At 39.9% G+C, this 11999-nt stretch carries 10 protein-coding genes; 6 read left to right on the forward strand and 4 right to left on the reverse strand.

The window, feature by feature from the left end:
• The 3 genes from F957_RS16135 to F957_RS16125 form a co-directional block, all read left to right on the forward strand.
• Nucleotides 1-4269, forward strand: a 4269-nt coding sequence (locus F957_RS16135; RefSeq protein WP_016660194.1) for a beta strand repeat-containing protein, incomplete at its 5' end; no start/stop codon positions are given.
• A 117-nt stretch (nucleotides 4270-4386) separates the two neighbouring features.
• Nucleotides 4387-6060, forward strand: coding sequence for a poly alpha-glucosyltransferase (locus F957_RS16130; RefSeq protein WP_032861217.1), 1674 nt, complete (start codon nucleotides 4387-4389; stop codon nucleotides 6058-6060).
• Nucleotides 6061-6071: 11 nt separating this feature from the next.
• Nucleotides 6072-7808, forward strand: a complete 1737-nt coding sequence (locus F957_RS16125) for a CapA family protein (protein ID WP_016543027.1) — start codon at nucleotides 6072-6074, stop codon at nucleotides 7806-7808.
• Here the strand turns inward: F957_RS16125 and F957_RS16120 are convergent.
• A complete protein-coding gene (locus tag F957_RS16120; protein ID WP_016543028.1) occupies nucleotides 7805-8530 on the reverse strand; it encodes a zinc metalloprotease in 726 nt (241 codons plus the stop codon). The genes F957_RS16125 and F957_RS16120 overlap by 4 nt on opposite strands.
• 90 nt (nucleotides 8531-8620) lie before the next feature.
• On the opposite strand from F957_RS16120, the gene F957_RS16115 reads away from it, so the two are divergent.
• Nucleotides 8621-8941 (forward strand): MGMT family protein, encoded by a 321-nt coding sequence (locus F957_RS16115; RefSeq protein ID WP_016543029.1) that lies wholly within the window; start codon nucleotides 8621-8623, stop codon nucleotides 8939-8941.
• Nucleotides 8942-9038: 97 nt separating this feature from the next.
• Nucleotides 9039-9539 (forward strand): hypothetical protein, encoded by a 501-nt coding sequence (locus F957_RS16110; RefSeq protein ID WP_016543030.1) that lies wholly within the window; start codon nucleotides 9039-9041, stop codon nucleotides 9537-9539.
• A gap of 81 nt (nucleotides 9540-9620) precedes the next feature.
• Here the strand turns inward: F957_RS16110 and F957_RS16105 are convergent, their stop codons facing one another.
• Together F957_RS16105 and F957_RS16100 are read right to left on the reverse strand one after the other, a co-directional pair.
• Nucleotides 9621-10058, reverse strand: coding sequence for a universal stress protein (locus F957_RS16105; RefSeq protein ID WP_016543031.1), 438 nt, complete (start codon nucleotides 10056-10058; stop codon nucleotides 9621-9623).
• 233 nt (nucleotides 10059-10291) lie between these two features.
• Nucleotides 10292-10912: a CatB-related O-acetyltransferase gene (locus F957_RS16100; RefSeq protein WP_016543032.1), complete on the reverse strand. Its 621-nt coding sequence runs from the start codon at nucleotides 10910-10912 to the stop codon at nucleotides 10292-10294.
• 216 nt (nucleotides 10913-11128) lie between these two features.
• Here F957_RS16100 and F957_RS16095 point away from each other — a divergent pair, with 216 nt between their 5' ends.
• Complete coding sequence (locus F957_RS16095; protein ID WP_016543033.1) at nucleotides 11129-11476, forward strand: hypothetical protein; 348 nt, start codon at nucleotides 11129-11131, stop codon at nucleotides 11474-11476.
• 37 nt (nucleotides 11477-11513) lie between these two features.
• Here the strand turns inward: F957_RS16095 and greA are convergent, their stop codons facing one another.
• Entirely contained in the window at nucleotides 11514-11990 is a 477-nt protein-coding gene (gene greA, locus F957_RS16090; protein WP_016543034.1) for a transcription elongation factor GreA, read from the reverse strand.
• Between the last annotated feature and the right edge of the window lie 9 nt (nucleotides 11991-11999).

Below are 11999 nucleotides of genomic sequence, written 5' to 3' on the forward strand. Positions count from 1 at the left end.
CCAGCTGACTTGATTGGTGCAATCACAGTGCCAGATGACTTAAACGGTGACGGCATCTTGAATGCGACTGAATTAGGTGCGGATGGTAGCTTCGATGCACGCGTGGCATTGGGACCAGATGCAGTGCTTGGTACAGTGGTGACCGTAAATGGCAACAACTTCACGGTGACTGCCGCAGATCTCGTCAATGGCTACATCACAGCAGCAGTTGCGGTCTTGGCGGATGGCTCATTAGCGATTCATGCAGAAGCAGTCGATGCACAGGGCAATATTGATAGCGCTGATTCATCAATCAATATTGATACAACACCTCCAGATATCAACACTGCTGCGATTGCGATTGACTTAATTACTGGAGACAATGTTCTTGATGCAATTGAAGCATCTGGTCAGGTAACGATTACAGGTACATTGACGATTCCAGCTGATGCGGTAACGACCACAGTTCAAGTGAATGTAAATGGAACTAATTACACAGCAACCATTAATCCACTCACAAATACATGGAGTATTGGAGTACCTGGTGGTCAACTTGCACTAGATGCTGATTTAACCATCCAAGCAACCGCAACCTTTACCGATGCAGTTGGTAATAGCAGCAATCTTCAAGGTACGCAAACTTATACGCTTGCTAGCAGCTCGATTATTGCCTATGACAACTTTGATACAGCAGTACTTGCACCGCAACCATTGCTGGTACAAGACGATGCAGCGCTCGGTAGCAAAACATATTTAGCACTTGTTTCACTGCTAGGACTTAATTTACAACTAGGTTCGGATGGCGTTGGTTTTACTGTTGGAGCAAATCAAGAAGGTAATGCAACATTCACCTATAGCGCACTCATCGGTGTGAACGCACTGGCAGATTACTCACTTGTGGTTCAGAAATTAGATCCAGTGAGTGGTCAATGGACTTCGGTATATGGTGGTGGTCAAGCCGATATTATTAAACTCACGTTATTAGGTTCTACTCCTGGTGTCACTATTGATGGTCTTGAGGAAGGACAATATCGTGCGTTTATGGCTTATACCGGTGTGGCAGGTATTGGTTTACTTGGTACTTTAACTGGTACGATGGATGTCTATGATACAACGCAAATTGGTGGATTCTACACAGAAACGGCCACTGGTAACGTGATTGTAGACATTAATGATAGTGGTCAAGCTGATGTGGTCACACCAACAACTGTGATTAATGCAGTCAATGGTCAACCTGTGTTAACAGATGGTACTGTGATTATTGGTACCTATGGTAACTTGGTCATCAATCTTGATGGTTCATATGTCTACACACCGAACTCAGCAGCGGCAGGGATTGGTCAAGTCGATCAATTCACCTATGTCTTAAGAGATTCAGCAACGGGTGATCTGGCTCAAGCGACACTGAACATACAATTAAGCTCTGTGAAAGCAGCCGATAACCTTGCTGTCGCAGAAATTAATCCAGAAGCCTTGCTTGTTACTGATGATCTTGCACTTGGTAGTGCGAGTTATCTGGCTGCCGTTTCTCTGGCTGGATTAAACTTACAACTGTTGGGGAATGCCACAATTGCATTTAATGTTGATGCCGATCGTGAAGGAACTGCAACATTTACATTCAGTGGATTACTGACTGCGAATGTATTGAGTGACTATACCTTGGTTCTTCAAAAATATGATGCAACAACACAACAATGGATCTCTATTGGTGGTACCAATCCACAAGCAACTTTGGTTGATTTATCCCTCATTGGTGGGGTTGCAACTGCGGTAGTAGAAGGTTTGGAAGCAGGCCAATATCGTGCCTTTATCGGTTATGAAGGCTTGTTAGGTGTTGGGCTAGGCGGAACATTAACAGGCACAATGGATGTTTATAATCCATATGTGATTGCTGGATATTCAGTTGAACCAATCTCTGGCAATGTTATTAAAGATGTTGGTCTCAATGGTGCCGTTGATGCAGCGAGCAGCAATGCTGTCATCTCAATGGTGAATGGCGATCCAGTAAGTGCAACGGGTACAACGACCATTGTGGGTACATACGGTACCTTGGTGATCGACCAAGATGGTAACTATACCTATACACCAAATGCGAATGGCTTAAATCTCGGTCAAGTTGACGAATTTACTTATACTTTAAGAGATCCTGCAACAGGCAATACTTCTCAAGCGGTTCTATATGTCCACTTGGATAGTAACGGTGTCGACATGACATGGAATCCAGCAGATCCATCTCAACCTGCTGTGATTACTGGTCCAGTACCTGTAGATGCAATGGATAACGTTGCGTCAGCTGAGATTGATCTGGTTTATCCAACGACTACTCAGTTCTTTGATAATGCAATCAGCTACAACTGGTTACTCGGTGTCGGTGGTATTGTGATCGGAACCAAAGAGGGTACAGCAACCTTCACGGTTGCTCCAGGTCATGTTACAGAGGCAATTTTCGCGGTGAACTTCGGTTCAGTTGCCACAGTTGTCGATGGTTTACATGTGGTGTTAACCCGAGTTAATCCAGACGGTACGCGTACCGTGATTGCGGATAGCTCTAATACAGGTATCCTTGATTTACTCGGTATCTTTGGTTCTGAAGTGAAATTCAAAGTGGATAACCTTGGTGCGGGTACTTATGAGTTATTTATGGAGAGTAATACTCTTCTTACCGCGCTCGGTAACGTCACTGCGGATATCACCTTGAATCATGGTGACATTACTCAAGTACCGACATTGGTTGTAGATCCAGTCACAGGTAATGTGCTTGCAGATAATAATTCAGGTGTGTATGGCCCTGGTTATACCCCAGATTATATTACCACCACAACGGTTGTGACTTCGGTGACAGCTGAAAATGGTAATACAGCGGGTGTAAGCACAGGCTTAGCGACTGTTATTGTGGGTGCATATGGTAGCTTAACCATTAACTCAGATGGTAGCTATAGCTATCAAGCGACAGCGAATACTCTGAATATTGGTAAAGTAGATAGCTTTACTTATACCGTGGTTGACCCTGTTACAGGTAGAACAGATACTGCGAATTTACATATCCAAATTGGTTCGCCAGATGTGGATATCAATTGGAATACAGCGAATCCTGGTGCAGATGCAGTCATCCCAGCACCAGTGGCGAATGCGGATATTAATGATGCAACCATTAGTATGAAGCAAGTCACTGATGCGTCGACTGTAGATGTAGCAAGTGGCACCGTTACGATACGTACCTTGCCTCCTGTTTTAACTAGTTCAGTAACCTCTAGTGAATTTACGATTGCTACCAATACGGTGAGTGATATACATGTCGCATTGAACTATGTGACATCAGGTATAGGAATATCTGTCTTGCCAACCACGAGCTATGTAATTCAACAGCTTGTGGGAAGTTCATGGGTAGATACAGTTTATACTGGATCTGCGACAGCTTTAGCGGGTGGTGTTGGTGTATCGGCATTCTCTGCGGATATTGCTCATTTATCCGCTGGTCAATATAGAGTTCAATTTACTTTATCAAGTATCCTTCCGATTGGTACAGTTACTCTCGACTCTGTGGTTACAACCAAAGCGACGCACTTGGATACTTATACACCAGACAGCTTAACAGATTGGATTCATGGCAATATCTTGTTAGGCGATACAACGGGTGGAGTGGCAGATATCAAAGATGCTTCACAATTGTATGTGGAAGTATCACCGGGCAATTACCAAATTGCAGCAGGTCAAGCGATCAATACAGGCGAAGGTACGTTGTATCTTTACAATGATGGTTCGTATTACTACAAAGCACTTGATAGTGCCGCAAATGCAACCTTTGACTCAATTAACTACAAACTGGTCTCTGTGACTGGTGCTGAGTCTACCAGCACATTAACCATTAACTTAAGTCAAGAGTTGAATAGCCTTGCAGTCAGTACTTCTGCAAATGATACCTTCACGCTCGGTAATGGCTCGGATACCTTGATTTATAACACCTTGACGGCTGCAAACGTTACCAGTGCAACTGGTGGTAATGGTTTCGATACATGGACTGACTTCCATGTGGGTAATGTGGCGACTGATAGTCAAGCGGATAAGATTGATCTAAGTAACTTGTTACTTGGTGATCCAAACAGCTTAACCATAGGTCTATATGTTTCGGTTAACTATGATGCGGCAACTCAAAGTGCCACGATTAGTGTAGATCGTGATGGTTTAGGTCTTACTTATTCAAGTACACAGTTGTTGACATTGCATGTGGATGAACCGACAGCATCATTAACACTGAATGATTTACTGAATAATGGACAAATCATTTACTAATCCAAATCCTTCACTTTAAAAAAAGAGAACCTTCGGGTTCTCTTTTTCATTTTGAGAAGATCATAAAAATATATGGTATGGTGTGTAAAACACTTAAAAATTCTAAAAACCAAAGATATGAGCATTACAACGATTTCAGCGCTTGAACAATTGACACATTTGCTGAGTGAACACTTTTTTAAGCAGATACAGCCGCATATTGATGTGTCTAAAGCAGTGATTTTCTGTTCCTATGGAGAACACACACAACGTTGCCAAGTCTGGAATTCATCCTGCTCAGATTTTGCTGATATTCAAATGCAATTATTTAATTTTCTTGAGCAACACATCGCTGGAACTGAAAAGCTGCCTACATTTCTAAAATTTGATGTTGCTTTTAATATCCAACAAGAAAATTGGCAAAATCTTGAACAGACTTTAAAAAACCAATTCCATAATAATCATTATCGTAAAGGAATCAGTTTCGATGCAGATTTTAACTGCTGTTTCTTAGAGCAAGAGCTATATGGCAGAGCCATTATTCGTGCGCTGAGCTATAACAGCCCTAATTTTCTTGATGAAAAAAACTTAAATAAAAGCCTTTTAAGAAAATATCCGAATCAGCAGCACCGTATTAAAATTGAACAGCTTCAACAGCTTTGGACTTTTGATACTTTGGCTGTGATTTATGAGGCAGGGCAGTTGATTCCTTTGCACAGTCAGTTCACTGAAAATGGTGTGCGTTATCTACTGGAACCGAAAAAGCAGCATTTTAAAAAAATGATTAAGGAAAATGCCAAATTTCTTCATCAGCAAATCCAACGAGATGGGCGATTCGCTTATGGTTTTTTCCCCGCCTATGACCGTGAAATCCGAAGCTACAATACAGTGCGACATTGTACGTCGGTGTATGCCTTGCTCGAAACTTTAGCAATTCAATCACATCAGGCCGATATCGAAAAAATTCAGTTGGCGATTGATTATGCTTTGCAGCATTTCTATATCGAGAAACAGACGAAATTGGCGTATATGCTGGATGGTAATGAAGCCACCGATCTAGATGAAATTAAGCTAGGGGCCAATGCAGCAGCGATTTTAATGCTTAGCAAATATCAAGAAGTCACAGGTGATGATCGCTATCTGGTTTACGCACAGGCCTTAGCCAATGGCATTTTATCCATGATCAATGATGCGGGCGAAACTACGCATGTATTGCATTATCCAAGTTATGAGATCAAAGAGAAATTCCGCATCATTTATTATGATGGTGAAGCCGCTTTAGCCTTATTACGTCTTTACCAGCTTCATGCAGACCCAAAACTACTTCAAACCGTCAAATGTATGTTTGAACGATTCATTGAAAAAAAATATGATCGTTATCATGATCACTGGCTCAGCTACTGTAGTAATGAGTTGACCAAAATTTGCCCTGAAGAAAAATATTTCCAGTTTGGCCTGAATAATTATTTAAGGCATCTGGTATTTATCCGTAATCGTAAAACAGCTTATGCCACTTTGTTGGAAATGATGATGGCAGTGTATCAAATGGTGCTTCGACTTCGAGCACTAGGTTTAGGAGATTTGTTCGAAAAGGCACAGTTTGATGATCTTAAAAAGCTGATTGAGTTTCGGGCTGAGTTCCAGCGCACAGGATTTTTCTATCCAGAAGTGGCCATGTATATGGCACTGCCAGATAAAGTATTGAATGCTTTCTATGTGAGGCATGATCGTTTTCGTGTACGGATTGATGACCAAGAACATAATCTTTCAGGTTATGTTGCTTATGTTCAGCATTTTGAAACGGAAGCTTGAGGGCGAAATTGATGAGTACACCTCAAGAAATCAAAATCATCAGCCAGCTAGGCAATGAAAACTTCCAGCATGCCATTTGGCAGACAGAAATTACAGGGGATTGCTCTGCTTGGATTTTATTGTATTTGGCTTTAGAGGCAGTTGTTGAAGGCCAGTTACAACTCGAAGATCTGATAGTTGTTGATTCAACTCTCCAAGCGAAGCAAACGGATTCCTCTGATTTGATCTGGAATTCAAGCAATTCAGTTTTACAGTTATTGCAATATCTCAGTTTTAGCCCAAATCATGCTGCCCAACAGCTTTTGGGTTGCCGCCTGTTTGGAAATTGGCAACAGGCAGAAATTGAAATCGCCAGTAAAGCAGGGCAGTTTGGATTGAGCATGCAACATCAACCTAATGCGACCAAAAACACCCTGCAAAAACTCTATGGTTTGGCGGAATCCATCTTTAATCTGCCGATTGAATTGCTGAAGCAGGTTTTTGTCAAAGCACTGAAGATCAATGGGCAGGAGATTTCTCCGATCCACTCGCTATCGACCTGTACCCAACTTGATGCAGTGCTTTATCTCAAGGATCAAAAACACGATTACTTTTTTTCTTATCGCCATGAGAATCAGAGCTTAGGTATTTTTCTGCTCTTAGATCAGCTACATCGAATTGATCATTTAGTCCCGTATTATCATTATTTCCAACAAGGGTTATTGCCAACTAAACAACTACAAGTCAAAACTGAATGGATTAATCTCATTGGTGATACCTATTTGGGTGAGTTTTATACCCAGAAAAGAAAAAATAAAGGCATAGAAGATGCTTTGCAACGTTATGGTTATAGCCATTCTTTTCAAGCAATTAAACAATTTTTTGGCCCTGATGATATTAATATTGCCAATCTAGAAGCGGTTTTTAATCTTGAAGAAAATTCAGTTTTAGATGGAAGAAAAGCCTATATTTTGGGGGCAAAAGCTCAGGAAACCTTGGCTGAATTTAAACGTGTTCATCTTAATACTTTGTGTTTGGGCAATAACCATTTAAAAGACTATGGTGAAGCCAGTCTAAAACATACTTTAACTCAGTTAGAGTGTGCCAATATTGATTTTATTGGGGCAGGTGAAAATCAACAACAGGCACATCAATGTCTAGAAATTAAAAATAATCAGGGGCAATGCTTGGCTATTTTTAATGGCTATTGGCATAGAAGACCAGCCTATCAAGACTATGATTTTTATGCACTCGGTAACAGTGCTGGGGTGGCCTGTCTCAATGCGATTTTATTCGAACAGCTGATGCAATACCGTTTAGCACATCCAACGCATAAAATTATGGTGATTTGTCATTGGGGAGTGGATTTTAAATCAATCCATCCTGAGCAAGAAAAACTGGCTAAGGTCCTGACTCAGATTGGCGTCGATGTGGTGATTGGTCATGGCGCTCATACTATCCAGCCGATTCAATCCATTCATCAAAAGCCGGTTATTTTTGGTATTGGTAATGGGGTGTTTAACAGTAATGGTGATTTTGAAAAATATCAGGCCTTGCCGTATGGGGCAATTGCGCGAATCAATTTAACTGAATCTCAATTAAGACTATATCCAATCTATACCCATAATCGCGAGACCTTTTGGCAACCTCACGTTGTTGATGAACTGCAATTTGAACAGGCAAAATCATTATTGATCCATCAACTAGATCCAGCAAACTACATTGTTGGGCAGGATGACTTAGGTCATTATCTTCAGCTCTGTTTTTAAGGATATTGGTTGTAATTGTTGAGCATGATGTTCAGTTGTTCTTTGTTAAAACCTAGATTGCGTAAGCCACCACTGCCTAAGCGACAATCATAACTGCTCATAATATTGGTCGGTGTGGTCTTGGTGGCTTTAGGTGAGCAAACATGACTGAGACCAAAGGCGTGTCCCATTTCATGGATACTGGCAGCTTGAGTTTGGTAATTCAGTCGTTGCCAATCAATCAAAATAAAGGGTTGTCCCTGATTGCGGAATCCCCAACTGGTGATATCGGCATCTTTTAATTTTTCGCCATAAGAATCATAAATGATAAACAGCACTTCCTTACTCTTTCGGCGAGGGAAGCAGCTTCTGACCGCATTAGGTAAATTGTCTGGAACGATGGCTTTGGATTGGCTTAATTGATTGGCAAGGTCACATTTGCGTTTACTAAAATCTTGGTAAGAATAGTAACGATGAATTTTAAACTTAAAGATTTTTTGATTATTTTCATCAACAAAATAGCGATTTAAAATTGCCAATTCTTTATACATTTGTGCTTTACGATCTAGGGCTGTTACTTCTGGGCGATTGCTGGTCACAATAAAACTGACATTGACCACAGGCAAGTGCTCGGCATCCAGCGGATACTGATAGGGCAATTTTTTTATCGGGGCTTTTTGAGTGGTACAAGATGCACTAAAGATCAGACATAATAGTGTCAGGGCCGTGATTTTTAACCGCATTTTTTGTACTCTCAAATGGTTGCGTTTTAATTATTGTAAAGCTGGCTTTTCGCATGATTTTGATTATCTTAGCAGATTTTTGGAGCTTGTATGGTGCAAGATACCAATGAACTACATCGGCAAATTTTAGAAGTGATTGCCTTAATTCCTTATGGAAAAGTGGCAAGTTACGGGCAAATTGCCAAGTTAGCAGGCCTGCCTAAACATCCGCGTTTAGTGGGTTATGTACTCAAGCATTTAGATAAAGACAGTGAAATTCCTTGGTATCGCGTCATTAACTCACAAGGCAAGATCAGTGTGTCTCGAATCAATGAGAAAGGTGAAAATGTTCAGCAAAGTTTATTAGAGGCAGAAGGGGTATATTTATTAAATGGCAAGGTCAGCTTAAAAATATTTGCTTGGCAGCCTTAAAATAGTTTCGGACGATCAGATTTAATATTGAAATGAGTTTACGTTTTACTTACAATTTGGATACATAAAATTACATTGAAATAATTTTGGTATTTAAATGAAAAAACTGTCTGTTATTTTTGGGGTTGCTGCACTGAGTTTATCTGGATGTGCAAGTATTATCTCGGGTAAAACCCAAACCATGACGTTCCAAAGTACACCTGAACTCAGTGATATTACGATTTTAAATCGTGATGGCAAGAAAATTCATGTTGGAAAAGCACCTGTAACGGTAAGTCTGAATCGTGGTGCTGGTTTCTTCGTTCCTGAAAGATATACAGTTATTTTTGAAAAAGAAGGCTATGAAAAGAAAGAAATCAAAGTTACTTCGAGCATGAATGGCTGGTATATCGGGAATATTTTATTTGGTGGCATAATCGGTTTATTAATTATCGATCCTGCGACTGGGGCGATGTATAGTTTAAATACAAAAGATACCAACGTTGTTCTAAATGACTTAAACAAAGAAAATCTTCAAGCGAATGGTCAATCATTAACGATTGTTTCAACGAATGTGCTTTCTGAAGAGGTTTTAGAAAAAGCAAAACCAATCAATTAAAAGCTCAGTAATAAAACAATAAAAAGCATGATAAATATTTATCATGCTTTTTTAATATTTCTAAATAATGAATATAAATTATTAACGTACAACTAATACTGGAATATGGCTTTCTGCTAAAACTTTTTGTGCCACACTACCGAGTACAAATTGTTTAAAACCTGTACGCCCATGTGAACCCATAATAATTAGGTCTGCACCTAGGTTTTGCGCTGCGCCAATAATTTCCTGATGGACTGAAAAACCTTCCAGAATTTGTGTTGCAACGGTTAGACCGTGTTCTTCAAATTTTTGCTCAGCTTTCGTTAAATTTTCTTGAACATAACCTCTGACACGTTCAATCAAATCATTGCTTTGTCCCATACGAATATAGGCATCTGCAAGATAAGGATCTAAAGTCATCACTTCTACAACCGTCAGTTCACTGTTTAAGGCTTTGGCCAGTTGTGCTGCTTCACGAATGACATTTGCTGCAATTTCAGAGTCATCGATCGCCACTAAGATTTTTTGATAAGCCATGAGGGATACTCCTTATATTTATGATTTTGCATTGAATTTCAGAATAAAAAGTTGTTTAAAATACAGACTATATTTCTATATTAAACCTGTTGTTAAGAAAATAAAACCTAGCATTTTTATAGGGATAGTTATTATTTATAGCATTATGGTTAAGCTTGGATGTATTTAAGAATAGATGAAATTTCCATAAAATAAAAGACGTCTATCATTATGATTTATCTATAAAAGTAGTCTTAATCACACTCAAAGAATTGAATCAGTGCATCCACATCATCTGTCTGCAACTGCTCACGCATTTTTAAAATTTGCTTTTCATCTAAGTCATACAGTCTGAGGGAAAGCAGTTTTTCGATGTCTTGTTCAGGAAAACGATATTTTATCACTTTGGCAGGCACACCACCGACAATGGCATAAGGCGGTACATCTTGCGTCACCACTGCGCCTGTTGCTACCACAGCACCTTCCCCCAGTTTAACACCTTGCATGATCATGGCACGGCTGCCAATCCAGCAACCATCAGCAATGATTGTATCACCCGCAGGTTGAAAGCTACGTGTATCAAATGGGAAAGTTGAAATCCAGTCGGGGCGGTGCAGTTGATTGCCACCCATCATAATCACGCATTCCGCACCAAAGCAGACAAAATTGCCAATATGCAGTTGATCAATTGGTTTTTCAGGCGTAGCTGCTTTGTCATGCAGATAGCGCACCACACAGCGTTCAAAACCCTGATCCCAGTAAGCTGAATAATAGGAGTAATTGCCTTTGATATGGATATTCGGATTGTTTACCGTTTTAGCAATAAACTCAAACTCACACCAATGTTTAACAGGGGAGTTGATTAGTGGATCCATAACTGAGACAAAATACCAAAAGAAAGCTGTGCCATTATAGCTTTTAAATGAGCAGAGAATGCGAGTTGGAGGAAAATTTCCACAGCCAAATCACACATCTTGATTTGATTGGGTAATATAAACTCTAGAATGACATCGCGTTGGATAGTGAGCAAACTTATCATGGGGAATGTATTTACATTTGCTATATATTTTTATAAGTTTTAAGGAAAAATAATGAAAGTAAGGGTACTTAAAAATAAAAGCGATGATATTTATGATGATGTCGTGAAACAACATGCATTAATTATTGGCAAAGAATATGAGGTGCTCGAAATCAGCGATAGCACATTTCGTTTATTCAATGGACGGATGGAACCAATTTTATTCGATAAAAATTTATTTGAAATCACCGATCCAACAATTTCTAAAAACTGGATTAAACAAGAATATGAAGATGGAGAGTACTATATCACTCCACCAGAGTTTTTAACCCATCGTTATTTTTTTGAGGAATATTTCGATGGTAATCCAGATATCGTTCAACAGTTCAATAATTACATGAAATCTATTCAAGGCTCATAAATAAGCCTCCAATAGGAGGCTTATTTATTGTTAAATATTAAAGATATTCAACACTTACGATTTCGTATTCAACTTCACCTTGCGGTGTTTGAATTTTTGCTTCATCGCCTTCATTTTTACCTAAAAGACCACGCGCAATCGGTGAGTTCACTGAGATTTTATTGATTTTAAAATCTGCTTCATCATCACCGACAATTTTATAAGTCTTACGTTCTTCGGTATCCAGATTTTCAATGGTTACGGTCACGCCAAAGACAACACGGCCATTTTGCTCAAGCGTCTTGACATCAATTTCTTGTACTGCGCCCAGTTTACCTTCGATATCCTGAATACGACCTTCGCAGAAACCTTGCTGTTCACGCGCAGCATGATATTCAGCATTTTCCTTTAAATCACCGTGTTCACGAGCTTCAGCAATCGCTTGGATAATACGTGGGCGATCCACTGTCTTGAGCTGTTGTAATTCTTTCTCTAAGGCAACCTTGCCTTCGGGAGTCATAGGATAACGTTGCATTCTGGTCCC

It is taken from the genome of Acinetobacter gyllenbergii CIP 110306 = MTCC 11365 (genome assembly GCF_000413855.1).
Taxonomy (GTDB): Bacteria; Pseudomonadota; Gammaproteobacteria; order Pseudomonadales; family Moraxellaceae; genus Acinetobacter; species Acinetobacter gyllenbergii.

Bases quoted from the DNA above. Each gene is read 5' to 3' on its own strand.
- F957_RS16130 (WP_032861217.1), top strand. From the start codon at position 4,387: ATGAGCATTACAACGATTTCAGCGCTTGAACAATTGACACATTTGCTG.
- F957_RS16125 (WP_016543027.1), top strand. From the start codon at position 6,072: ATGAGTACACCTCAAGAAATCAAAATCATCAGCCAGCTAGGCAATGAA.
- F957_RS16120 (WP_016543028.1), bottom strand. From the start codon at position 8,530: ATGCGGTTAAAAATCACGGCCCTGACACTATTATGTCTGATCTTTAGT.
- F957_RS16115 (WP_016543029.1), top strand. From the start codon at position 8,621: ATGGTGCAAGATACCAATGAACTACATCGGCAAATTTTAGAAGTGATT.
- F957_RS16110 (WP_016543030.1), top strand. From the start codon at position 9,039: ATGAAAAAACTGTCTGTTATTTTTGGGGTTGCTGCACTGAGTTTATCT.
- F957_RS16105 (WP_016543031.1), bottom strand. From the start codon at position 10,058: ATGGCTTATCAAAAAATCTTAGTGGCGATCGATGACTCTGAAATTGCA.
- F957_RS16100 (WP_016543032.1), bottom strand. From the start codon at position 10,912: ATGGATCCACTAATCAACTCCCCTGTTAAACATTGGTGTGAGTTTGAG.
- F957_RS16095 (WP_016543033.1), top strand. From the start codon at position 11,129: ATGAAAGTAAGGGTACTTAAAAATAAAAGCGATGATATTTATGATGAT.
- greA (WP_016543034.1), bottom strand. From the start codon at position 11,990: ATGCAACGTTATCCTATGACTCCCGAAGGCAAGGTTGCCTTAGAGAAA.